The sequence below is a fragment of the Xylanibacter ruminicola genome (genome assembly GCF_900107775.1).
GTDB lineage: Bacteria > Bacteroidota > Bacteroidia > Bacteroidales > Bacteroidaceae > Prevotella > Prevotella ruminicola_C.
Genome location: NZ_FNRF01000002.1, coordinates 413,656 through 437,662, shown reverse-complemented (window position 1 = coordinate 437,662; position 24,007 = coordinate 413,656). Strand labels below are relative to the sequence as shown.

The window sequence follows — 24,007 nt, the reverse complement described above, 5'->3', positions numbered from 1 at the left end:
TCAGACCAATGGTACAATTACTTAAGAAATTACTAACGGCTACAAAGGCTACTTTAGCTATGCTGTTGATTATCATCGCTTTATCGGGTTGTGAGTTTGAGCATCGAGCACCGAATGTTCAACCTCAGACTTATAGTGTGCCCCAAAAGGCACCTGCCAACAACATAAAACAAGCGCCTATAAAGGAGCAGATTACCCACGAAGAGATGGAGGCGATGCGCCGACAGAACCAACAGCTGCAGCAGCGATCACGATTCACATCGGGTGGCGTGGTGATGATTCTGGGCATTATCGGTTTCCTGCTGTTCCTGTCGGCCAACAACCGCTGGCGACACACCCTGGAGATAAAAAACCGACAGCTGGAGCGCGAACGTAATGTGGTGGTGGCACAAAACAAGCAGCTCTCTATCGAGCGCGACCGTGCCGAGGCTGCATCGAAAGCCAAAACGGCATTCCTGCAGAGCATGACACACGAGATACGCACGCCACTGAACGCCATCAGCGGTTTTACGCAGATACTCACCATGCCCGGCATGGATCTGCCCGATCAGGACCGACAGGACTACAGCGCCCGCATACAGGAGAACACCCGACTGCTGACGAACATCCTTGACGACCTGATTCTGATATCGCACATGGAGGGCGACAACGAGCTGCCACCAGCCGAGGAGTGCATGCCGCTGATAACGATGGCAGGCGCAATCGACGCCATTGCTCCGGTGGTACAAAAAGGCGTTACGTTAGACAGCCAGTGCAACATACCCGAAGAGGAGCGCGTGATGTGCCACCCACGACTGGTAGGCATCATCCTGGCCAAACTGTTAGACAATGCCGCCAAGTTTACCAAGCAGGGCAGCATCACACTGAGTCTGGACCACGAGGCCGACAAGATGCATTTTGCCGTAACCGATACCGGCTGCGGTATTCCAGCCGACAAGAGCGAGCTGATATTTGAGCGTTTCACCAAGCTCGACAGCTTTAGTCAGGGCGCCGGACTGGGCCTTTCGATTGGCCGCATGGTGGCCCAGCACATGGGCGGCACGCTCACACTCGATACCACATATACCCAGGGCGCTAAGTTCGACCTGATTATCCCCTACATACCCAAAGCATGAAAGAAAAATTCTTCACCCTCTTAGGATTCTCTCAGCAGAGAGATAGTTTGAAGACCGAAATCATATCGGGCATCACCACGTTTATCACCATGGTTTACATACTAGCACTGATGCCGGTGATTTTTGCCCCCCTGAGCGAACAGGGATTCCCCATACAGTCGCTGTTTACCGCCACAGCCCTCTCGGCCATCGTGGGCACGCTGTTCATGGCCTTTATCGCCAAGCGCCCCTTCGGACTGGCACCAGGCCTAACACTGAACACCTTTTTTGTTGAAACAATATGTCTTACCATGGGCTACTCGTGGCAGTTTGCCCTGACGGCGGTACTGGTAGAGGGACTGCTGTTTGTGCTGATATGCGTCAGCAACCTGCGACAGATTATCTTCGAGATGGTGCCCACCACGCTGAAATATGCCTTTGCCACCGGTATAGGCTTCTTTGTAGCGATGATTGGTTTCAAGAACAGCGGCATCCTGGCCGAGGGTACCATCTTTAACCATATGGAGACGCTGACCACACCCACATCGCTGCTGTTCCTGCTGGGACTGCTGTTGACGGGACTGTTTACCGTGATGCACATCAAAGGCGGACTGCTGTTGAGCATCCTGATTGTAACCGTGGTAGGACTGCCCGCTGGCGTTACCATGATACCCGAAGAGCTGATTTCGATGCCCGCATCGCCCACACCACTGTTGTGTCAGTTCGATTTCGAGTATCTGATGTGGCCCGACTTCTGGGTATGTGTAACAACGATGCTGTTTTTCGACGTGTTCGACACCCTGGGCACCGTGGTAGGTGTGATGGCCAGTGCGGGTATCATCCGTAAGAACGGACGCATTCCCCACATGCGTAGCATTATGCTGAGCGATGCCCTGGCCACCGTATCAGGCGCCTGCCTGGGTTGCAGTCCGGTAACCACGTTTGTTGAGAGCTCAACGGGTTTTGCCGAGGGCGGTCGCACTGGTGTATCGGCTCTGGTAACGGCCCTGTGCTTTGCCATCAGCCTAGTATTCTCGCCCATCTTCCTGGCCATTCCCACATCGGCCACAGCACCAGCCATGGTAGTAGCGGGATTCTTTATGTTTGCCGTGGTACGACACATCAAGGTAACGTTCTACCTCGAGTCGATGCCAGCATTCCTCACCATCCTGCTCATGTCGATTACGGGCAGTATCTGTGACGGAATCCTGACAGGATTGATAGCGTATATCATTCTGTCGTACACCTACGGGTACATGGCGAAGTTCAAGAAAGCTAGAAGAAATAGTCAATAATTCTTTTTCAAATCTACCCTTACCCTCCTTAGAAATAAGGAGGGCTTTTTCATTTTCTTTCTGTCACCAGAAAGAAAACCGAAACAAAAGAAAGAGTGCGAAAACGTCCTGAGCTCGGAGGCCGGTACACAAATTCTTCAAATCACTCAAAGAACTCGCTACGCTCAAACAGCTTTTCGTATTTCGTTGTTCAGATTGCGTTCCGCAATCCGAAACTCAATATCGATTCAAAGAATTTGCATTCCTCTAAAGACCTCCTCGTGCGGAATGTTTTCGAGTGATTTATCACGAGAAAGCATGAAGCACGAAGTGCGGTTACTAGCTTTGCTCGCTTCGCTTATCGAAGAATGTTTTCGAGTGATTTATCACGAGAAAGCATGAAGCACGAAGTGCGGGGTATGGGGGCGAGCCCCCATTAAGCAATATATGGCGAATCCGAAGCGTAGCTGAGGACAAAGGCTCGAGAGCCATACCAGAACTTTGACGGAGAGGGTTTTCCCTCGTAGTCAACTAAGTCCTTGCCAAAGATTGGCGAGGATTTAGGAGTGGTTTGAGGCCCTCCTTAGGATAAGGAGGGTTGGGTGGTTGTGAAGTTAGATGTTCTTCCTTTTTATTGCTAGCATGGTGAGATCATCACTTTGCTCGGCATCGCCCACAAACTGATGCACAGCCCGCGCCATGCGCTCAACAACCGATTGAGCCGAAAGAACTTCGGGTTTGTCAGTCAACAGCTGCTGGGTCACTTCGAAGATGCGGGCCTCGGTAAACAACTGATGCTGGATGTTCTCGGCCTCGGTCAGTCCGTCGGTATAAAGGAATATCAGCGTGTCGGTATCGATATCCGTTTCCTGCGACTCGAAGTCGAAACCAGGCATTACACCAACAGGCAGGTTCGACTTACAATCCAACAGCTGCTGCGTGTTCTCCTTCAGGTTCACCAGCAACGGGGCATCATGACCACCGTTACAGTATTGCAAATGACCGTTTCTCAAATCAAGCGAACCGATGAACAGGGTGACGAACATGTTCGAGTCGTTCTGGTCGGACAGCGCCTCGTTCATCTGATGCATAATTCCACTAGGCTCTTCGAGGTGCGACGACACGATGCGGAACAGCGTGCGCGATACCGCCATTACCAGTGATGCCGGCACGCCCTTGCCCGACACGTCGCCGATGACAAAGAACAGCTTCTCGTCGCGGATATAGAAATCGAACAGGTCGCCGCCCACGGCCTTGGCGGGGGTCAGACTGCCGAAGATGTCGATATCCTGACGGTCGGGATAAGGCGGATAGATCTTAGGCAGCATCGACATCTGGATGTCGCTCGCCACCTTCAGCTCGCCTTCGATACGTCCCTTCTGTGCGTTCACCGTCTTCAACTCCTCGATCTGCTGTTTCAGCGACGTCTGCATCATGGCAAACGAGTCGTGCAGCTGCTTCATCTCGTCATGCGTACGTATCACCGGCAGCGAGGCGTTCAGGTTACCCTTGGCGATATTGTCGGCCGAGTGTGCAAACAAGGCCAGCGGACGGGTAGCACGCTTGAGGATGCTGCGACAGATGATGAACAGCACCAGTAAACCAAACAGCATGACGCCCACGATGATGGTGGCATACTTGATGGAACGGTTGGTAATCAGGTTGTTGGGGATGACCGTAGCCATCGACCAGCCTGTACGTTCTATCGGACTATAGCTGACGATGAAGTCGGTGCCGTCGCGATTGATGATGCGCATGCCGCTCTTACCGTCGATCATCTCGTAGCCAATCAGGTTGTCGATACTGTCGTTGTATTTCATCGAGTGGTTGAAGTACGTATCGTTCAGAATGCGTTCGCGCATGGGGTGGGCGATATAGGTGCCACCCTTGCCGATGATATACGAGTAGGCATAGTGATAGAAGAAATCGCTGTCGTTCTCCAGTTCGGCCTGCAGTTCAGCATCGCTATTGATATTCAGCTCCAGGGCTTTATTGTTAAAATCGATATCACTCTTACGGAGCAGGTCGGAAACCCACTCAAGCGATATATCGGCCGTGATGATGGCATACAGGTTGCCCTTCTTGTCGTAGAGCGGATGCGAGAAGGTGGTCATCATCTGCTCGCCGCCACCGCGATCGTAGTAAGGCTCGCTCCAGTAGTTCTTCTTCAGCAGTTTGGGTATCTGATACCAGTCCATATAGTGGTACTCGTAATCTGATGTACCCAGCTGTTTGGTTTGGATATTGTTGTCGACGCTCCTGTAGGCATAAGGCGAGAACTGCTCGCCCTTCTCCTTGTAGTAGTAGGGTTCGAACGCCACTGTTGAGCCCACGATATAAGGATTGATTTCGAGCAATCGGCGCACGATGCGATACATATCGTCGGGTTTGTTCAGCGATAGCTCCACCTCGGGGATGGTGTTGTAAACGGCCACTTCTACAGCATGCATCACGGTGTTGATGCGCTGGTTGGTGATCTCCATGCGGCTCTTGGCATTCTCGGTTGAGCCTAACAGCACACCCTTGGCACCAAAGTAGGTAACCAGATAGGTGATGATGATGAACACCACCAGCACCGTTAACATGATCCACATGGTGATGCGGGCGTAGAGGGTCCGGAAAGGTTTGATATAACTGTTGTACTTCATGGTTCGGTGATTTGTTTGTAAGTGATAGGTTTAGTTATCTCGCCGCCTTGCAGCAGAATGCTGTTGGCCTGGTTCAGACCTTCGGGCTCAAGCTTATAGGTGCGTTTGCCGGTTCTGGGACTTACCAGCAGGCGCAGGCACTCTTTCAGCATCCACTTCTGTGCGTCCTCATTGCCCGAAATGCCTGCCTGTCGCATGTACAGCATCACGATATCCAGCGTTTCCTTGGGATGACTGATGGCATACTCCCAACCGCGTTTCGAGGCCTTCACAAACTTATCTATTTCGGCCTTGTGCTTGGTGAAGTATTCCCTGGTAACATAGACGCCGTCCTCGGGCACGTTGCAACCGATGTCGCGCATGTATATAATCTGATTCCTCTTCAGGCGCTGTCCGGCCATAATCAGCTGGTAATACTCGTTGTAGTTCATGGCCAGCGTGGCATCGATGGCCCCCGAGACATACAGGTTGGTGTGAGAGATAAACGGTATCCACTCGATGTTTACCTTCTCGCGGCGTGCCAGGGCGATGGGCAGCTTGGAGATGCCCGACTTAAAGCAGCCCACACGCTTGCGATCGAGACTCTTCAGACCTCGCAGGGGCTTGTGTGATACTATCATCTCGCCGCTCTGCTGAAAGCACTGCATCACGTTAATCAGCTCGTCGCCTTTATCAATCATATCGAGTGCCGACACCAGATGCAGGGCCACATAATGACTCTCGCCGCTCTTCAGACGGTTAAGACTGGTGTTCGAAGCCGACGGATGCTTGATAATCACATCCAGTCCTTCGTCCTTGAAGAATCCAAGGGCATCAGCCACGTAGAACCCGGCAAACTGCGCCTGCGCTGTCCACGTAGGTGTGAACACCAACTGTTTTTGTGCTTGTATGCTGCAAGTGCCAATAACGCTTAGCAGTAAGGTATAGAAAAATCGTTTCATCGGTAATACTTATATATTTTGTTGCAAATATACATATTATTTTAAATATAATGAAAATTTATGGTGTTTTTTTTAATAACCTTGTCTTTTTCATTTTCAATTCCTCCAATACCATCTACCTTTCTTCACAACCACTCAACTTTCTTCACAACCCTCCCAGCCACGAGTCTGTCCTTTTCTTTGGCGCAAAGAAAAGAACTAAAAGAAACATCCACCCTCCCCAAGTTCGGCTTTTCATTTCTTTCATCACTGAAAGAAACGAAACAAAGAAAGGTGCGAAAACGTCCTGAGCTCGGAGGCCGGAACACAAATTCTTCAAATCACTCAATGAACTCGCTCCGCTCAAACAGCATTTCGTATTTCGTTGCTCAGATTGCGTACCGCAATCCGAGACTCAATGTTGATTCAAAGAATTTGCATTCCTCTAAAGACCTCCTCGTGCGGAATGTTTTCGAGTGATTTATCACGAGAAAGCATGAAGCACGAAGTGCGGGGTATGGGGGCTCGCCCCCATTAAGCAATATATGGCGAATCCGAAGCGTAGCTGAGGACAAAGGCTCGAGAGCCATACCAAAACTTTGACGGAGAGGGTTTTCCCTCGTAGTCAACTAAGTCCTTGCCAAAGATTGGCGAGGATTTAGGAGTGGTTTGAGGCCCTCCTTAGGATAAGGAGGGTTGGGTGGTTGTGAAAAAAGAAGGTAATGGTTATTGAAAGATAATTGGGAAAAGGATTAAAAAAGGAAGAACACTGATGTTCTTCCTTTGGATCTTGACGTTACTGTATGCCGCGCTCGCGGAGCTGCTGCTGCCAGCGCCATGCGGTGCGCAGGATTTCCTCGGTAGGCGTCTCGGCCTTCCAGCCAAGTACCTTGTTGGCCTTGTCGACATTACCCCAAACCTGCTCGATATCGCCCTCGCGACGTGGAGCGTAGGTCCAGTTAACCTTTACGCCAGTGGCCTTCTCGAAGCCCTCTACAACCTCGAGGGTTGACAGACCCTTACCGGTACCGATGTTGAATACCTCTACAGCCTCGCACTCAGGCTTATCAAGCACGCGCTCCATAGCCTTTACGTGAGCCTTAGCCAGATCAACTACATAGATATAGTCGCGGATACAGGTCTTATCAGGTGTGTTGTAGTCGTTACCGAAGATCTTCAGCTGCTCGCGGATACCCATGGCAGTCTGTGTAACGAAAGGAATGAGGTTCATGGGCACACCGTTAGGCAGCTCGCCGATGAGTGCTGATGGGTGGGCACCGATGGGGTTGAAGTAACGCAGGATAATGCTCTTGATAGGTGCACCAGAGTGGATATAATCCTGGATAATCTCTTCGTTTACCTGCTTGGTGTTGCCGTAAGGGCTCATAGCCTTCTGGATAGGAGCGTTCTCGGTAACAGGCAGGTTCTCCTGTGCAGGCTGGCCGTAAACGGTACAGCTTGAAGAGAAGATGATACCCTTGACATCGTACTTGGGCATGAGCTCCAGCAGGTTGATGAGCGATGTGAGGTTGTTGCGATAGTACATCAGTGGCTTCTCAACGCTCTCACCCACAGCCTTCGAGGCTGCAAAGTGGATGATACCCTCGATGTTGGGGTACTTCTTAAACACGCCCTCGAGGGCCTCCATGTCGCAGCAGTCAACCTTCTCAAAAGCAGGACGAATACCGGTAATCTTCTCGATACCATCCACTACATTTGCGTTTGAGTTCGACAGGTTGTCGATGATAACAACTTCGTAGCCTGCTTCCTGCAGTTCTACAGTGGTGTGACTGCCGATAAAACCGGTTCCACCAGTAACAAGGATTGTTTGTTTCATAATGTTTTAAATTATATTGATATAGTTGTAATAAATGTTCCCTCTTGAGCGAACTCATCGAGATTAAGCGGCTGCTTTGACAGGGCAAACAGGGTAGAGCCCGAACCCGACATGGCAGCATAGGTGGCACCCAGCTGATACAGGCGATCCTTAACGGCACCTAACTCGGGATGCACAGCAAACACGCTGTCCTCGAAATCGTTAGTTAGTTTGCCACGCCATTCTTCAACGGGCAACTGTACCACCTCCTTACAGTTAAACTCGGGGTAGTGGGGCTTAATCAGGGCAAAGGCCTCGCGAGTAGATACCGGAATGTCTGGTCGAACCAACGAGAGATACCAGCCTGATAATGAGAGATCTATGGGGTGCAGCTTTTCGCCGATACCCTCGGCATAGCAAGGCTTGTTGAGGATAAAGAAGGCACAGTCGGCACCCAGACGGGCGGCATACTGAATCATCTGCTCATCGCTCAGCCCCAGGTTAAACATCTTGTTAAGCAGCGTAATCATGAAGCCGCAATCGCTCGATCCGCCGCCCATACCAGCCTGCGTGGGGATACCTTTATACAGGTGCGCATGCACGCGAGGCATGTCAGGGAAATCCTGTTTTAGCAGGTTGTAAGCACGCACCACCAGGTTGCGCTGCTCATCGCCGTCGATATGCATGTTCGACACCTTCAGGTCGCAATCGAACTGAGAGGGGAACTCGGCGCCCATCTCCTGTACATCGAGTGCATCGAGCAGGGGCACGGGGAAGAACACCGTCTGCAGGTTGTGATAACCATCAGCACGCTTCTCGACAACGTTCAATCCGAGATTGATCTTTGCTATAGGAAATGTTATCATACTTTTTTATTTTTTTTTCCTTTGCCACCACCTCCGTGACCGCCGTGGCCCTTGGAGTGCCAGCGACCGTTGCGGCGACTGGTGGGTTTCTTTTCGCGTTTCTTATATTCGGGAGCCTCGCCCAAGCCTTCGGGCAGGGGCAGCTTCTCTACTTCCTTACCCAAGAAGTGCTCGATACTCTGGAAGCGGTACATGTCATCGTCGCTCACAAAGGTGATGGCCTCGCCATCGCGATCGGCACGGGCGGTACGACCGATACGGTGTACGTAATCCTCGCTATCGGCTGGCACATCGTAGTTGATAACCAGACGGATATCGTCGATATCAATACCACGGGCCACGATATCTGTAGCCACCAGCACATCGGTCTGACCGGCCTTAAAGCGGTACATGGCCTCGTCGCGCTCGGCCTGCGAGAGGTCGGAGTGCATCTGGTCGCAGTTAATGTGCATCGACTTCAGCTTGCGGGTAACCTCTTTTACACGCTCCTTCTTACCCGAGAAGATAATCACGCGCTGCAGGTCGCCCTTCTTAAAGATATCCTGTATAATCTTCAGCTTCTGTGGCTCGTAGCACACATAGGCCATCTGGTGAATCTTCTCGGCGGGCTTTGATACGGCAATCTGTATCTCAACGGGGTTGTGCAGCAGCTGTACGGCCAGCTCACGTATCTTCTTAGGCATGGTGGCCGAGAACATGATGCGCTGACAGCTGTCGGGCAGCTCCTTTACAATCTTCATGATATCCTCGATAAAGCCCATATCCAGCATGCGGTCGGCCTCATCGAGCACAAAGAACGAGCAACGAGAGAGGTCGAGATTACCCACCTTGAGGTGACTGAGCAGTCGGCCAGGTGTGGCAATCAGCACATCGGCACCCATACGCATAGAGCGCAGCTCCTGATCGTAGCGGTTACCATCGTTACCACCATAGACAGCCACGCTGCTCACATCATCCAGATAATAACCAAAGCCCTGCATGGCTTGGTCGATCTGCTGTGCCAGCTCGCGGGTTGGCGACATGATGATGGCGTTGATGGCATCCTTGGGATAGTCGCCATCGTCGAGTTCTGAAAGGATTGGCAGCAAGTAGGCTGCAGTTTTTCCGGTACCAGTCTGGGCCACACCCAGTACATCGTATCCATCCAGAATCTCAGGTATACACTGCTCCTGGATGGGCGTCATATCTTCGAAGTGCATGTCGTACAGCGCATCGAGAATATTATCATTCAAATATGTTTCTTCAAATTTCATTAATTAGGTGCTTGTCTGTAGCAGAAGTATGCTATGATTACATATAATAAGTTAGGTATCCACGCAGCCAACAGCGCAGGTGTGTCGGCGTTGATGGCAAAAGTGGCACTGATAGTCTGCAGCAGGATGTAGCCGAACGACAGGGCCAGACCTATACCCAGGTACATACCCATGCCGCCCTTACGCTTGCGACTCGACAGCGACACACCAATCATGGTGAGGATGAACGATGCAAACGAGGTGGCTATGCGCTTGTGGTACTCAACCTCGTACTGCACCACGTTAACCGATCCGCGCTCAACCTGTTTCGAGATATAATCACTCAGCTCGGTAGAGGTAAGGGTTTCCTGCTGACCTTTCGAGAACACCAGGTCCATAGGCTCCATCTGTATCAGGGTATCGATCACGGCACCCGATTCGATCTCCTCGCGCAGGCCCTTCAGCGTACGTATCTTATAGCTCTGAGCCTTCCAATGGTAACGACTGTCGCTGATTGAATCGTAGCGGATAACCGAGGCCGTCATGTGGCTCACCAGCTTCTTGTTCTCAAACTTATCGAGCGAGAAACCGTAACCCGTCTTGGTCACGTCGTCGTACTGCTGCAGATAGGCAATCACACCCGGCTGCACCATCAGCTGCACGTTGCTGGCCGAAAGGTTACGCTCCTTGTTCTTGTACTTGGCCTCGAAATCCATCTTAACCTGGTTGCCCTTAGGAATCACATAGCCGCCCAGATAAAAGTTAACGGCAGCAATCAATGCCGCCGAAATCATATAAGGGCGTAGCAGGCGCTTAAAACTTACACCGGCTGCCAGCATGGCTATAATCTCGCTATTGCCCGCCAGCTTACTGGTAAAGAAGATGACAGCAATAAACACAAACAACGGAGAGAAGAGGTTAGCGAAGTAGGGCACAAAGTTGGCGTAGTAATCAAATACAATCGCCTTGAGCGGTGCGTTATAGGTAGAGAACTTAGCCAGGTTCTCGTTCACATCAAACACTATCGAGATAGAGATGATGAGGATGATCGAGAAGATGTAAGTACCAATAAACTTGGCTATGATGTAGCGGTCGAGCCTTTTAAGGTAGCTGAACGGATTCAGCACCTTCAGGCATCTGAGGCATTTAAGCCAGCGCAACCATCGCAGCCAATGTTTTATCTTACGGAATGCTTCTTTCATCGTCTTCTTCCTAATTGATCGATAACCGAACGTTTCCACTGTACAAAGTCGCCTGCAATGATATGCTGACGGGCATCGCCCACCAAGCGCAGATAGAACGCCAGGTTATGAATAGAGGCTATCTGCATGGCCAGCAGCTCCTGAGCCTTGAACAGGTGATGCAGGTAGGCTTTACTATGTATACGGTCGATCTCGCAGCCATCGGGATCGATGGGCGAGAAGTCGTTCTCCCATTTCTTGTTACGCATGTTCATCGTGCCCTCGTAAGTAAAGAGCATAGCGTTACGACCGTTACGGGTAGGCATCACGCAGTCGAACATATCCACACCGCGCTCGATACCCTCCAGGATGTTCTGAGGCGTACCAACACCCATCAGGTAACGTGGACGGTCCTTAGGCAGAATCTCGTTTACCACCTCGATCATCTCGTACATCACCTCGGTAGGCTCACCCACGGCCAGTCCACCAATCGAGGCACCACCGCCGTCGTTCAGCTTGGCCAGCACATCGCACACGTGCTTGGCAGCATCCTGGCGCAGATCCTTATAGGTACAGCCCTGCACAATGGGGAACAACGTCTGGTTGTAGCCATACAGGGGCTCGGTTTCGTTAAAACGCTTGACGCAGCGCTCCAGCCATCGCTGGGTGAGTCGCAAGCTGTTCTCGGCATACTTATAGTCGCTCTGGCCCGGTGGGCACTCGTCGAACGCCATCATGATATCGGCACCAATCACACGCTCGGTGTCCATCACGTTCTCAGGGGTAAAAATATGCTTCGAACCATCGATATGACTACGGAACTCGCAACCTTCCTCACGAAGCTTACGAATGCCTGTCAATGAAAACACCTGGAATCCGCCCGAATCGGTAAGGATAGGACGATCCCAAGTATTAAACTTATGCAAGCCTCCAGCCTGGCGCAGAATGTCCAGTCCGGGACGCAGATACAGATGATAGGTGTTACCAAGGATAATCTGTGCCTTAACCTGCTCGCGCAGTTCGCTAAAGTGTACACCCTTTACGCTACCTACTGTGCCCACAGGCATGAAGATAGGCGTCTGAATCTGTCCGTGGTCGGTGGTAATCAATCCCGCACGGGCGTCGCTGGCTGCATCGGTATGTTGTACTTCAAACTTCATCTACTTTTTTATTTCTTTTTATCTTCTTCGGGAATGGTGAAATCAAGCGGATTCTTTACAACCTCATCGGTCAGGGCAAAATCCCATACATCCTGCACATTCTCCACATAGTGGAAGTTGATACCCTTCAGGTACATTTCAGGAATCTCCAGGATATCCTTCTCGTTCTCCTGACACATTAAAATATCGGTAATACCGGCACGCTTAGCGGCCAGAATCTTCTCCTTGATACCACCTACGGGCAGCACCTTTCCGCGCAAGGTAATCTCACCGGTCATTGCGGTGTTCTTACGCACCTTACGCTGGGTGAGGGCAGAGGCGATAGAGGTGGCGATGGTGATACCGGCCGAAGGACCGTCCTTTGGTGTAGCACCCTCGGGCACATGGATATGGATGTTCCAGTTGTCGAATACACGGTAGTCGATATTGAGCGTCTCGGCATGGGCCTTAACGTACTCAACAGCCAGGATGGCCGACTCCTTCATCACATCGCCCAGGTTACCGGTAAGTGTGAGCTTAGAGCCCTTACCCTTTGAGAGCGAAGTCTCGATAAACAGAATCTCGCCGCCCACCGCTGTCCAGGCCAGACCAGTTACCACACCGGCATAATCGTTGCCCTGATAGATATCGCGATAGAAAGGTGGCTTGCCAAGCAATCCCTCCAGCTCGTTAGGAGTAATCTTCTTGTATTCGGCACCGTCCTCAATCTGGCGCTTGAAGGCAATCTTACGCAGAGCCTTGTTAATCTGCTTCTCAAGCTGGCGCACACCGCTCTCACGGGTGTAACGCTCAATAATCATCTCGATGGCAGCCTTATTGAACGAAGGCTTCATGCTCGAATTAATATTCAAACCGGTATTATCCAGTTCGCGTGGAATCAAGTGACGCTTTGCGATTTCAATCTTTTCCTCTGTAATATAACCACTTACATCGATAACCTCCATACGGTCGAGTAGGGGACGAGGAATTGTACTCAGGTTGTTGGCTGTTGCAATGAACAGCACCTTAGAGAGATCGTAATCCACATCCAGATAGTTATCGTGGAAGGCATTGTTCTGCTCAGGATCGAGCACCTCGAGCAGGGCCGATGCAGGGTCGCCATTATGGGTATTCTGTGTTACCTTATCAATCTCGTCGAGAATAAACACGGGGTTGCTAGAGCCTGCCTTCTGGATGCTCTTGATGATACGTCCGGGCATGGCGCCGATATAGGTACGACGGTGACCGCGAATCTCGGCCTCGTCGTGTACACCACCAAGCGAAACACGTACATACTTACGCTTCATGGCAGCGGCAATCGACTTACCCAGCGATGTCTTACCAACTCCTGGAGGGCCATAGAGGCACAGGATAGGCGACTTAAGATCGCCACGCAGGGCCAGTACAGCCATATACTCAAGGATACGCTCCTTAACCTTCTCCATACCGTAGTGATCCTTATCCAGAATGCGCTTGGCACGCTTCAGGTTCAGGTCGTCAATGGTATATTCGCCCCATGGCAGGTTTACCAGTGTCTGCAGGTAAGTAAGCTGCACGTTATACTCAGGACTCTGTGGGTTAAGATTATCCAGCTTGTCGCACTCCTTACGGAAATACTTCGCCATCTCGTACTTCCACATCTTGTAGCGGCCTTTGGCAAGCAAATCGTGCTTTTCGGCCGACTCGCCGTGGCCCATCTCGGCCTGGATATTCTTAATCTGCTGCTGCAGGAAGTAATTACGCTGCTGCTCGTCGATATCCTCACGGGTTTTGTTACGGATATCGGCCTTCAGATTCTGCAGGTTAATCTCGCGGTTCATCATCTTCATGGTGGCGAACAGGCGCTCCTTTACAAGGCCGATCTCCAGCAGCTGCTGCTTCTCCTTGTAGTTGAACGGCATGTTGGTACACACAAAGTTAAGCATCATCACCATGTTCGAGATATTCTTAATACCAAAGCTTGCCTCGTCGGGAATCTCATCCGAAACCGATACGTATCTGCTAACCATATCGCGCAGATCGGTAACTGCAGTATTGAATTCACGATCCTTAGGGTCGGGCAGATCCTCCTCGAGTGCTGTTACATTACCCTCAAGATAAGGCGATGTAGATACAATCTCGTTCAATTCCAAACGTCCCAGACCCTGCAGAATGGCAGTAATATTGCCATTGGGTAGGGTGAGGAGCTTCATCACCTTGGCATAAACACCCACCTCAAACAGGTCGTGCTTATCGGGATAATCCACATCAGGATCACGCTGGGCTACAACGCCAATTATCAAGCCTTTCTTCTCAGCTTTTTCTACCAAGGCTTTGCTGGCCTGACGACCAATAAGAATCGGCGTTACCACACCGGGGAACAGGACCATATTACGCAAAGCCAGAATGGGCACACGGTCGGGCGTGTGAACATTCAGAAAATCTTTAAAATCTCCATCTACATCAGCAATCATTTGAAATGCTGAATTGTTATTCTGATTACTCATTTTTCAATTTTATTAAATCGGGGGGCAAAGTTACTAATAAAAATTAAGAAATACGTACGAAAGGGGCAAGAATTAACAAATTATTAGTAACTTTGCCGCGATTATGGCAAAAAACTGCTTTCAATTCAAACAATTCACTGTTTATCAGGACCGTTGCGCCATGAAGGTGGGTACTGATGGCACACTGCTGGGTGCATGGGCAAATACCCCTGTTGCAGCAGCACGTATTCTTGACATCGGAACGGGCACCGGACTGGTAGCCCTGATGATGGCCCAACGCTTTCCCGAGGCGCAGGTTACGGGCATTGATATCGATGAAGAATCCGCCCAACAAGCCCAGGAAAATGTAGTAGGTTCTCCATTCTTCGACCGGATTATGATAAATAGAGAAGATGCTACAAAAATAGACAACAAAGCAGGGTATGATGCCATCGTGTGTAATCCACCATATTTCGTTGATTCGCTCACATGTCCACAGGACCAGCGCACACTGGCCCGTCACGCTGTAAGTTTAACGTACGAGAGTCTGATGCACGCCGCTGGCAAATTACTGAAAGCCGACGGCATTCTGTCGCTGGTTATTCCTGCTGATAATCAGGATAACGTAGAATCTGCCGCAGCTTTCGAGGGATTATTCTTGACCAGAATATGCCTGATTAAAACTACGCCCAACAAACTCCCAAAGCGTCATCTCGTAGAATTCAGAAAGCATCCCGTAGAACAAGTGAATTTCGAAGAACAAGTATTAGAATCATTCCCAGGACAGCGCAGCGAATGGTATTACAATCTTACCAAGGATTTCTATATCAAATAATCTAACAGAACGATATCATTCAATATTTTGAAACAACCTGGCCAACGGTCGGGAAAATCGCCTCCTTTCTTTCTTTTATTTATCATAATGCCGATTCTCGTAAAAATAAAAAAGTCCCCACAAAACGTGAGGACTACAGCCTTATTTCTTGGAAAAATATTCTTAGAATGGCAGATCGTCAGACGAACCCTCGCTAGCGGGCTCCTGTGCTGGTGGGAATGGTGATGTAGCTGCTGAAGGAGCTGCTGCTGCAGGAGCACCGGCTACAGGCTGCTGACCACGGATAACATTGTAGGCACGCACATCGTTATACCAACGACCATTATATTCGCGTGCATCAATATCAAACTGAATGGTAAGCTCGTCACCATTCTGGATATTGAACTGATTGATTCTGTCCTCACCAAATACGTTAAATACGCAACGCTTAGGATACTGACCAGGAACCTCCAAAACGTACTCCTGAGTCTTCCATGAGTTGCCTGTACGGGCCGAAACACCTCCGCGGGCTTCCATTACCGCAATGATTTTACCTGTTAATTCCATTATCTTTTTTGTTTTATTTTGTTGAAAATATCGTTTTCAGAGTGCGAAATTACTAAAAATAGTTTGAATAACGCACATTTCTGCTTTTTTTTTTGCTCATTACAACTTTTTTTTGTAATTTTGTAACCAATAATATAATATGTAGAATAATAAAATAACTATAAACTATGCGTTTTACATTATCAAGCACAGCACTGAGCTCTAAGCTCGTTGCACTCTCGAGAGTGATTAACAGTAAAAATGCCCTACCCATCCTGGGTGACTTTTTATTCGAGATCGAAAACAATGTCCTGCATCTGACAGCATCAGATTCAGAGAATGTGATGAAGACACAGTTGGAGCTGACCGAAAGCGATGGCGACTTCCGCTTTGCTATCGGCAACCACGACCTGCTTGAGGCTGTTAAAGGCTTCTCAGAGCAGCCCATCACATTCGACGTGGATCTGGAGCAGAATCTGGTAAAGATCACTTACCAGAACGGTTTGTTCTCACTGCCTGTCGACAATGCCGACGAATTCCCAGTAGCACAGCCAGTTAGCGAGTTTGCCAAGAGCATCGTTCTACCTAATGCCATTCTGGCCGAGAATATCAATCGTAGCATCTTTGCTACTGCTCAGGACGAACTCCGCCCTGTGATGAACGGTATCTACTTCGATCTTACTCCCGATCACCTGGCAGTAGTTGCTTCTGATGGTCACAAGCTGGTTCGTAATAAGATATTCACCATCAAGAGCGAGGAACCATCGGCATTTATCCTGCCTAAGAAGCCCGCTAACCTGCTGAAGAACCTGCTGGGTAAAGATGGTGGCGATGTTACCATCCGCTTCGACGAGCGCAACGCCGAGGTTAACTACGGTGATGGCGTGCTGCTGTGCCGCCTGATCGAGGGTCGCTACCCCAACTATAACTCAGTAATTCCACAGAACAATCCTAACGAGGTTCGTCTGGATCGTCTGTCGCTGCTGGCAGCCCTGCGCCGCGTACAGCCATTTGCTAACGATTCAAGCAATCTGGTACGCTTCCACGTTGAAGGCTCTACATTCCAGCTGGATGCTGAGGACTACGACTTCTCAAAGACCGCTACAGAGCGCATGACCTGTGAGTATAACGGTACACCATTGAGCATTGGTTTCAAGGGTAACGCCTTTATCGAGATCCTTGGCAATATCGAGTGTCCTGATGTTATTATCCAGTTGGCCGACTCAAGTCGCGCCGGTTTGGTTCTGCCTTCAGAGCAGCCTGAGAATCAGGAAGTTGTGATGCTAATGATGCCTATGCTTATTAACGACTAAAAAACGGGAGAAGTAAAGGTGAAACTGAATTTAACTAAACCTCTGGTAATATTTGATCTGGAAACTACGGGCCTTGACTTGGTTAAGGACCGTATTATCCAGATCTCGTATATAAAAGTATATCCCGACGGACACGAAGAGCGTGGCAACGAGTTAGTAAACCCCGAAAAGCCCATCGAGCCGATGATTACCCAGCTTACGGGTATCTCGAACGATGACGTAAAGGATAAACCCACATTCAAGCAGTTGGGTGCCATGCTGGCCGAGAAGTTTACAGGTTGCGACTTTGCGGGCTTTAACTCAAACCACTTTGATATCCCCCTACTCGCTGAGGAATTCCTGCGTGCTGGTGTAGATTTTGATTTCAGCAAGTGCAAGATGATCGACGCACAGACCATCTTCCATAAGATGGAACGCCGCAATCTGGCAGCTGCCTACAAGTTCTACTGCGGACGCAAGATGGAGGAAGACTTCGAAGCACACCGTGCCGACCAGGATACCGAAGCCACCTACCGTGTGCTGATGGGCGAGCTGGATAAGTATGCACCAGGTGCAAACGAAGACCCAGAGAAGGTGCTTGAGAACGATATGAACAAGTTGGCCGAATTCTCACGTGTAAACAACAATGTTGACTTTGCCGGTCGTATTGTTTGGGGCGAGATGAAGGACCGCAACGGTAATACCCTACTCGACGAACAGGGTAACCCACGCCTCACCGAGGTATTCAACTTCGGAAAGCACAAGGGCATTCCTGTAGCCGACGTACTGCATATCGACCCAGGCTACTATAGCTGGATTCTGTCGGGCGACTTCACGTATAACACCAAGCAAGTACTTACAAGAATTCGTCTTCGCGAGTCAAAACTTAACGGATGATCAGGAATACTTGTTTAACCATACTAGCACTACTTGCAGTTCTTGGCGTACATGCCCAAGAGCTGCAAGTTAAGGTTAGTGTGAACCACAGTCAGATACAAGGCACCGATGCCAGCGTGTTTGAGAACCTGCAACAAACCATCGAGCAGTTTATGAACGAGTGCGCATGGACCGACCTGCAGTTTCAGAAAAACGAGCGCATTCAGTGCAACCTGAACCTGACTGTAAACAAGTATCTTCGCGATGAGAACCGCTTTGAGTGTACCGCCCTCGTACAAGCCAACCGCCCTGTTTTTAATGCAGCCTATACCACTACATTATATAATAATAGGGATGCCAGCTTTAACTTTGTGTTCCAGCAGTTCGACCAGTTGAACTTTGCCGAAGAGAACATCGACAACCAACTGACCGCTCTCCTAGCCTACTACGCCCTGCTGATGATTGGCTTAGACCTCGACAGCTTTGCGCCCATGGGTGGAACCGATGTACTGCAACGCTGTCTGGTGCTGGTAAACAACGCCCAGAACCTAGGCTTTACGGGATGGAAATCCTTTGAGGACAACCGCAACCGCTTTGCCGTTATCAACGACTATATGGACGAAGGTATGAAGCCCTTCCGTCAGTTACAATACGATTATTATCGTAAGGGACTCGACGAGATGGCCAATAACGCCGAACGTGGCCGAACTGAGATATCGGCAGCACTCGAGACCGACCTGCAACAAGCCCACGAAAACAAACCGCTGAGTTTGTTGCCACAGATATGGACCGACTACAAGAAGGATGAGTTGGCCAATATCTATAAAGGTAAAGGTACACAAAAAGAGAAACAACGTATCTACGACTTGCTGATGGGCCTGAACGCCTCGCAGAATAATAGTTGGGAACAAATTACCAAATAGATTTACTATGCTTAAGCATTTATATATCAAGAACTTTACGCTGATTGACGAACTGGATATCTCGCTCTACGAAGGTTTCTCGGTGATTACCGGTGAGACCGGAGCCGGAAAGAGTATTATCCTGGGCGCCATAGCCTTGTTGTTAGGACAGCGTGCCGACTCGAAGACCATCAAACAAGGAGCCGAGAAATGTGTGATTGAGGCGCATTTTGATTTGTCGCGTTACAACATGCAGGCTTTCTTTGATGAGAACGATATCGAGTACGATGCCGACGACTGTATCATCCGTCGCGAACTGACAGCAGCCGGTAAGAGTCGCGCGTTTATCAACGACACGCCCGTAGCCCTCTCGATGCTCAAGGAGTTAGGCGACCAGCTGATGGATGTTCACTCGCAGCACCAGAACCTGTTGCTGAACAAGCAGGACTTCCAGTTAGAGGTGGTAGACATCATTGCCGACGATGCCGCCCAGTTGGTCAAATACCAGCAGACATTCGCTGCTTATCAGGCTGCCGAGAAAGAACTGGCAGAGCTGCAGGCTGCTATCGAGCGCAACCGCGAGAACCGCGATTTCCTGCAGTTCCAATACGAGGAACTGGAGATTGCGCACCTGGTTGAAGGCGAGCAGGAAGAGCTGGAACAGCGCAGCGATACGATGGAGCACTCCGAGGATATCAAGAGCGCTCTCTATACCACCGACAATGCCCTTTCGGCCGAACAGAACGGTGTGATAGAACATTTGCGTTCGTCGCTCTCGGCCTTACGAAGTATCGAGGCTGTTTATCCCGAGGTGGGCGATTTGATTCAGCGTATCGACAGCAGCTATATCGACCTGAAGGATGTGGCTCATGAAATCAGCAGCCTGCTTGAGTCGGTTGATTTCGATCCTGCCGAACTGGATCAGGTAAACAACCGTTTGGACCGCATATACGAGTTAGAGAAGAAATACCACGTTGACGCTATTGAGGCGCTGATTGAGAAGCGCGACAACTTGCAGCAGCAATTGCAGGCTATCGAGAACGGCGACGAGTCGCTCGATGAAGTAAAGACACGTCTCAGCCAGTTGGAAGCCCAGGCCCGTAAGGAGGCCGAAGTACTTACCAAACTGCGCACCAAAGCCGCCAAGAAGATTGAGGACGAGATGCAGAAACGCCTGGTACCGCTGGGTATGCCACACGTACGTTTCAGCATCCAGCTCTCAACTATCGAGTTGGGCGTAAACGGCACCGATAGGGTTTCGTTCCTGTTCAGCGCCAACACATCTACCCCACTCCAGCCTGTATCCCAGGTGGCTTCGGGTGGTGAGATTGCCCGTGTGATGTTGTCGCTCAAGGCGATGATCAGTGGCGCCGTGAAGCTGCCTACAATCATCTTCGACGAGATTGATACCGGCGTGAGCGGTAAGACTGCCGAGATGATGGCCCAGATTATGAAGGAGATGGGCGGTCATGGGCGCCAGGTTATCAGCATTACGCACCTGCCCCAGATTGCAGCCTTAGGTTCGGTACATTATAAGGTTGAGAAGAACGAGACCGCCAACGGTACCACCAGTAAGATGCGCCAGCTTGATGCCGACGAACGCGTACGCGAGATCGCCCAGATGTTGAGTGGTAGCGATGTGTCGGAGGCAGCGATACAGAATGCAAAAGCACTGCTTAATCATTGAACATTGAACATTAAATTGTGAAATAGTAAATAGTAAAATAGTAAAATGAAAAAGAAAGTATTATTGATATTACTGGCGGTGATGCCATTACTTGCAGGTGCTCAGCCCAGCTGGGTAAAGAAAGCCACCAAGTCGGTATTCACCCTTAAGACCTTTGCTGCTGACGGTTCACTCATCGGCAGCAGTAACGGTTTCTTTACCAGCACCAATGGCGACGCAGTCAGTAACTACACCCCATTCAAGGGCGCTTCGAAAGCTGTGGTTATCGATGCTGCAGGTAAGGAAATGCCCGTAGTAAGCATCGTAGGTGTAAACGATATGTACGATGTAGTTAAGTTCCGTGTAAGCGGTAAAACCCAGCCTCTGACCATCAGCAGCGCTTCGGCCACAGTAGGCAGCCAAGCGTGGTTGCTGCCCTATCACGAGGTAAAGAACGTGCCAGCAGGAACAGTCCGCAAGGCTGAGACATTCCAGGGCGAGTACGATTACTATACTGTAGCGCTCACCATGCCCGCTAACACTGTTAGTTGTCCGCTGATTAACCAGCTGGGCGAAGTGATCGGTCTGATGCAGCAGCCTGCTACTGATAAGGACACTCTCAACTATGCCGTGAGCGCCCGCTTTGCCGATTCGCTGAAGATTTCGGGCTTTGGCATGAACGAGTCGAGCCTGTTGGAGACCAAGATTAAGAAGGAACTTCCCGATAACATCAAGGAGGCCGTTCTGGCACTCTATATGGCCCAGACACGTCAGGATTCAGCCGCTTATGCAGCCCTGATCGAGGACTTTATCCATAAGTTCCCCAACGCTGCCGACGGTTATATGTACCGCGCACAGCTTGAGGCAAATGCCAACGATTTTGCCGCTGCCGACCGCGATATGGAGATGGCCATCAAGAATGCTCAGCAGAAGGATGATGCGCATTACAACTATGCCCGCCTGATATACAACAAAAATATTTTCCAGACTGATGTGCCTTACGATAAGTGGACACTGGAAAAGGCGCTCGAAGAGGTTCGTACCGCCAACACGTTTAACCCACAGCTGATGTATCGTCAGACTGAGGCTAACATCCTGTTTGCCCAGAAGAAATACGCCGAGGCCTACGACATCTACAACGAGCTCTCGAGCACCAACATGAAGAGTGCTGAGCTGTATTTCAGCGCTGCCCGTTGTAAGGAGATGCTGAAGGATACCACCTCGATGCTGGCCCTGATGGATAGCGCCATGAACATGTACAGCAAGCCCTATCTGAAGGAGGCTGCCCCTTATCTGTGGTCGCGCGCCCAGGCTCGTTTGCAGGCCAAGAAGTTCCGCGAGGCTATCGCAGATATGAACGATTACGAGGAGCTGATGAAGGCCAACGTCAACGATAACTTCTACTACATCCGTCATCAGGCAGAAATCGAGGGTCGCCTGTATCAGCAGGCACTCAACGATATCACCCGCGCCATCATGATGAATCCTAAGGAGACGCTTTATTACGCCGAGAAGGCCTCTCTCGAAATCCGCGTAGGTCTTTACGACAATGCCATCGCCACCGCCAAGGAGAGTCTGAGCGTTGATGCTAACGACAGCGACGGCTACCTGTTCTTAGGTGTGGCTCAGTGCCTGAAGGGCAACAAGAAAGAGGGAATACAAAACCTGCAGAAAGCCAAGGAAATGGGCAATCTGCAGGCAGATAACTTGATTGAGAAATACAAATAACCGTTAGAAAGGTAACGGTTCGTTTGGATCTGACGGAGGCAACGGTGGGTTGTCTCCGTTTATTTTTGATCCCAATATCTCGCCGCCTCCCATTGGGGCACGGTTCTCGATAGCTTTATCCTCAGGATTCTCGAAACGGGTGTACTCACCACGGAAGGTAAGCAGCACGTCGCCCGTAGCACCCTTACGGTGCTTAGCAATAATAATCTGCGCCATACCGTGCAGGTCGCGACCGTTATCATCCTGATAGATATGATAGTACTCAGGACGGTGTACGAACAGTACCATGTCGGCATCCTGCTCGATGGCTCCCGACTCACGCAGGTCGCTCAGCTGTGGGCGCTTTCCTTCCAATCCCTCACGGCTCTCAACACCACGGTTCAGCTGACTCAGCGCCAGGATAGGAATATTCAACTCCTTGGCCAAACCCTTGAGCGAACGAGAGATGGTTGATACCTCTTCCTGTCGGCTACTGAATCGCATACCGTTGGCATTCATCAGCTGCAGGTAGTCAATCATAATCAGCTTCACACCATGCTCACGAACCAGTCGACGGGCCTTGGTACGCAACTCGAATACCGAAAGACCTGGGGTATCGTCGATATACAGCGGTGCACCCAGCAGTTTATTGATGTTCTTATCCAATCTCTCCCACTCGTCACGTTGCAGCTGTCCGTTCAGAATCTTCGAACCCTGAATCTCACAGGCATTCGATATCAATCGGTTTACCAGCTGAACGTTCGACATTTCTAACGAGAAGAAAGCCATTGGTGTACGGATATCAGCAGCAATATTCTTGGCCATTGAGAGGGCGAATGATGTCTTACCCATCGCAGGACGTCCGGCGATAATCACCAGGTCGGAAGCCTGCCATCCACTGGTCAGGTCGTCGAGCTTAAAGTAACCTGTTGAAACACCCGTCAAACCGTCGGTGTTCTTAGCGGCATCCTGGATACCCTTTACAGCCAGCGAGATAACCGGATCGATCGACGTGTAGTCCTTCTTCATGTTGTGCTGCGACAACTCGAAGAGCGAACCTTCGGCCTCCTGCATCAGGTCCTCAACATCAATCGTCTCGTCGAACGCCTTGGTCTGAATCATGCTCGAGAACGAGATGAGTTGACGGGCCAGCGACTTCTGGGCGATGATATTAGCGTGATACTCGATATTGGCCGATGATACCACGTTAGAGCTCAGCTCGGCCACATAACCCGGACCGCCCACCTGCTCCAGATTACCCGACTTAGCCAACTGATCGGTAACCGTCAGGATATCAACCGGTTTCTCCTCCATACTCAAATCGCGTATGGCGGCATAAACCATCTGGTTACGAGGCTCGTAGAAGCTCTCAGCACGCAGAATCTCGCACACTACCGCGTAGGCATCCTTATCAATCATCAGCGCACCCAGCACAGCCTTCTCTATCTCCAAGGCCTGTGGCTGAAGGTGTCCGTAGGTAGGATCTACGGGCTGGTTACTACTCTTTCTTCGTCTATTTGTTTGTTCTGCCATCTTATTAATTTGACAATTTGACTATTTACTATTTGA

Annotated in this window: 18 protein-coding genes; 8 read left to right on the top strand and 10 right to left on the bottom strand. The window is 50.3% G+C overall.

Annotation, left to right across the window (positions count from 1 at the left end; translation table 11 throughout):
• The first annotated feature begins 8 nt into the window (after positions 1–8).
• On the top strand, positions 9–1,115 hold the full coding sequence (locus tag BLU97_RS05865; RefSeq protein WP_074760673.1) for a sensor histidine kinase: 1,107 nt from the start codon (positions 9–11) through the stop codon (positions 1,113–1,115).
• Positions 1,112–2,389 (top strand): NCS2 family permease, encoded by a 1,278-nt coding sequence (locus tag BLU97_RS05860; RefSeq protein WP_074760672.1) that lies wholly within the window; start codon positions 1,112–1,114, stop codon positions 2,387–2,389. The genes BLU97_RS05865 and BLU97_RS05860 overlap by 4 nt, the downstream gene beginning before the upstream one ends.
• Before the next feature lie 593 nt (positions 2,390–2,982).
• Here BLU97_RS05860 and BLU97_RS05855 read toward each other — a convergent pair.
• The 8 genes from BLU97_RS05855 to lon all read right to left on the bottom strand — a co-directional run bounded on the left by BLU97_RS05855 (position 2,983) and on the right by lon (position 14,656).
• The gene (locus tag BLU97_RS05855; RefSeq protein ID WP_074760671.1) at positions 2,983–5,016 is read right to left on the bottom strand and encodes a SpoIIE family protein phosphatase; all 2,034 of its coding nucleotides are present in this window, start codon (positions 5,014–5,016) and stop codon (positions 2,983–2,985) included.
• The gene (locus BLU97_RS05850; RefSeq protein ID WP_074760670.1) at positions 5,013–5,957 is read right to left on the bottom strand and encodes an ABC transporter substrate-binding protein; all 945 of its coding nucleotides are present in this window, start codon (positions 5,955–5,957) and stop codon (positions 5,013–5,015) included. Before BLU97_RS05850 ends, BLU97_RS05855 begins: the two co-directional genes overlap by 4 nt.
• A gap of 775 nt (positions 5,958–6,732) precedes the next feature.
• A complete protein-coding gene (galE, locus tag BLU97_RS05840; protein WP_074760668.1) occupies positions 6,733–7,773 on the bottom strand; it encodes a UDP-glucose 4-epimerase GalE in 1,041 nt (346 codons plus the stop codon).
• 11 nt (positions 7,774–7,784) lie between these two features.
• Positions 7,785–8,618: a 4-(cytidine 5'-diphospho)-2-C-methyl-D-erythritol kinase gene (gene ispE, locus BLU97_RS05835; protein WP_074760667.1), complete on the bottom strand. Its 834-nt coding sequence runs from the start codon at positions 8,616–8,618 to the stop codon at positions 7,785–7,787.
• Positions 8,615–9,871, bottom strand: a complete 1,257-nt coding sequence (locus BLU97_RS05830) for a DEAD/DEAH box helicase (RefSeq protein WP_074760666.1) — start codon at positions 9,869–9,871, stop codon at positions 8,615–8,617. Before BLU97_RS05830 ends, ispE begins: the two co-directional genes overlap by 4 nt.
• Positions 9,871–11,052, bottom strand: coding sequence for an LptF/LptG family permease (locus BLU97_RS05825; RefSeq protein WP_139208860.1), 1,182 nt, complete (start codon positions 11,050–11,052; stop codon positions 9,871–9,873). Before BLU97_RS05825 ends, BLU97_RS05830 begins: the two co-directional genes overlap by 1 nt.
• On the bottom strand, positions 11,049–12,191 hold the full coding sequence (tgt, locus tag BLU97_RS05820; protein WP_013065073.1) for a tRNA guanosine(34) transglycosylase Tgt: 1,143 nt from the start codon (positions 12,189–12,191) through the stop codon (positions 11,049–11,051). Before tgt ends, BLU97_RS05825 begins: the two co-directional genes overlap by 4 nt.
• A gap of 8 nt (positions 12,192–12,199) precedes the next feature.
• Entirely contained in the window at positions 12,200–14,656 is a 2,457-nt protein-coding gene (lon, locus tag BLU97_RS05815) for an endopeptidase La (protein ID WP_074760665.1), read from the bottom strand.
• A gap of 103 nt (positions 14,657–14,759) precedes the next feature.
• Between lon and BLU97_RS05810 the strand changes: the two genes are divergently transcribed.
• Entirely contained in the window at positions 14,760–15,470 is a 711-nt protein-coding gene (locus BLU97_RS05810) for a tRNA1(Val) (adenine(37)-N6)-methyltransferase (RefSeq protein ID WP_074760664.1), read from the top strand.
• Between the two features lie 162 nt (positions 15,471–15,632).
• Here the strand turns inward: BLU97_RS05810 and BLU97_RS05805 are convergent, their stop codons facing one another.
• Complete coding sequence (locus BLU97_RS05805) at positions 15,633–16,016, bottom strand: DUF3127 domain-containing protein (protein WP_074760663.1); 384 nt, start codon at positions 16,014–16,016, stop codon at positions 15,633–15,635.
• Positions 16,017–16,183: 167 nt separating this feature from the next.
• On the opposite strand from BLU97_RS05805, the gene dnaN reads away from it, so the two are divergent.
• Genes dnaN through BLU97_RS05780 form a run of 5 tightly spaced genes read left to right on the top strand, consistent with a single transcriptional unit; the run spans position 16,184 to position 22,459 of the window.
• Entirely contained in the window at positions 16,184–17,308 is a 1,125-nt protein-coding gene (gene dnaN, locus BLU97_RS05800; protein ID WP_074760662.1) for a DNA polymerase III subunit beta, read from the top strand.
• Between the two features lie 18 nt (positions 17,309–17,326).
• Positions 17,327–18,184, top strand: coding sequence for a 3'-5' exonuclease (locus tag BLU97_RS05795; RefSeq protein WP_074760661.1), 858 nt, complete (start codon positions 17,327–17,329; stop codon positions 18,182–18,184).
• A complete protein-coding gene (locus BLU97_RS05790; RefSeq protein WP_074760660.1) occupies positions 18,181–19,086 on the top strand; it encodes a DUF4835 family protein in 906 nt (301 codons plus the stop codon). The genes BLU97_RS05795 and BLU97_RS05790 overlap by 4 nt, the downstream gene beginning before the upstream one ends.
• A gap of 7 nt (positions 19,087–19,093) precedes the next feature.
• Positions 19,094–20,752 (top strand): DNA repair protein RecN, encoded by a 1,659-nt coding sequence (gene recN, locus BLU97_RS05785; RefSeq protein ID WP_074760659.1) that lies wholly within the window; start codon positions 19,094–19,096, stop codon positions 20,750–20,752.
• Positions 20,753–20,797: 45 nt separating this feature from the next.
• Entirely contained in the window at positions 20,798–22,459 is a 1,662-nt protein-coding gene (locus BLU97_RS05780; protein WP_074760658.1) for a tetratricopeptide repeat protein, read from the top strand.
• Between the two features lie 3 nt (positions 22,460–22,462).
• On the opposite strand, the gene dnaB is transcribed toward BLU97_RS05780, so the two are convergent.
• Positions 22,463–23,971, bottom strand: a complete 1,509-nt coding sequence (gene dnaB / locus BLU97_RS05775) for a replicative DNA helicase (RefSeq protein WP_074760657.1) — start codon at positions 23,969–23,971, stop codon at positions 22,463–22,465.
• Between the last annotated feature and the right edge of the window lie 36 nt (positions 23,972–24,007).

Excerpts from the sequence above, each read along its gene's own strand:
- BLU97_RS05865 (WP_074760673.1), top strand. The coding sequence starts at position 9 with ATGGTACAATTACTTAAGAAATTACTAACGGCTACAAAGGCTACTTTA.
- BLU97_RS05860 (WP_074760672.1), top strand. The coding sequence starts at position 1,112 with ATGAAAGAAAAATTCTTCACCCTCTTAGGATTCTCTCAGCAGAGAGAT.
- BLU97_RS05855 (WP_074760671.1), bottom strand. The coding sequence starts at position 5,016 with ATGAAGTACAACAGTTATATCAAACCTTTCCGGACCCTCTACGCCCGC.
- BLU97_RS05850 (WP_074760670.1), bottom strand. The coding sequence starts at position 5,957 with ATGAAACGATTTTTCTATACCTTACTGCTAAGCGTTATTGGCACTTGC.
- galE (WP_074760668.1), bottom strand. The coding sequence starts at position 7,773 with ATGAAACAAACAATCCTTGTTACTGGTGGAACCGGTTTTATCGGCAGT.
- ispE (WP_074760667.1), bottom strand. The coding sequence starts at position 8,618 with ATGATAACATTTCCTATAGCAAAGATCAATCTCGGATTGAACGTTGTC.
- BLU97_RS05830 (WP_074760666.1), bottom strand. The coding sequence starts at position 9,871 with ATGAAATTTGAAGAAACATATTTGAATGATAATATTCTCGATGCGCTG.
- BLU97_RS05825 (WP_139208860.1), bottom strand. The coding sequence starts at position 11,052 with ATGAAAGAAGCATTCCGTAAGATAAAACATTGGCTGCGATGGTTGCGC.
- tgt (WP_013065073.1), bottom strand. The coding sequence starts at position 12,191 with ATGAAGTTTGAAGTACAACATACCGATGCAGCCAGCGACGCCCGTGCG.
- lon (WP_074760665.1), bottom strand. The coding sequence starts at position 14,656 with ATGAGTAATCAGAATAACAATTCAGCATTTCAAATGATTGCTGATGTA.
- BLU97_RS05810 (WP_074760664.1), top strand. The coding sequence starts at position 14,760 with ATGGCAAAAAACTGCTTTCAATTCAAACAATTCACTGTTTATCAGGAC.
- BLU97_RS05805 (WP_074760663.1), bottom strand. The coding sequence starts at position 16,016 with ATGGAATTAACAGGTAAAATCATTGCGGTAATGGAAGCCCGCGGAGGT.
- dnaN (WP_074760662.1), top strand. The coding sequence starts at position 16,184 with ATGCGTTTTACATTATCAAGCACAGCACTGAGCTCTAAGCTCGTTGCA.
- BLU97_RS05790 (WP_074760660.1), top strand. The coding sequence starts at position 18,181 with ATGATCAGGAATACTTGTTTAACCATACTAGCACTACTTGCAGTTCTT.
- recN (WP_074760659.1), top strand. The coding sequence starts at position 19,094 with ATGCTTAAGCATTTATATATCAAGAACTTTACGCTGATTGACGAACTG.
- BLU97_RS05780 (WP_074760658.1), top strand. The coding sequence starts at position 20,798 with ATGAAAAAGAAAGTATTATTGATATTACTGGCGGTGATGCCATTACTT.
- dnaB (WP_074760657.1), bottom strand. The coding sequence starts at position 23,971 with ATGGCAGAACAAACAAATAGACGAAGAAAGAGTAGTAACCAGCCCGTA.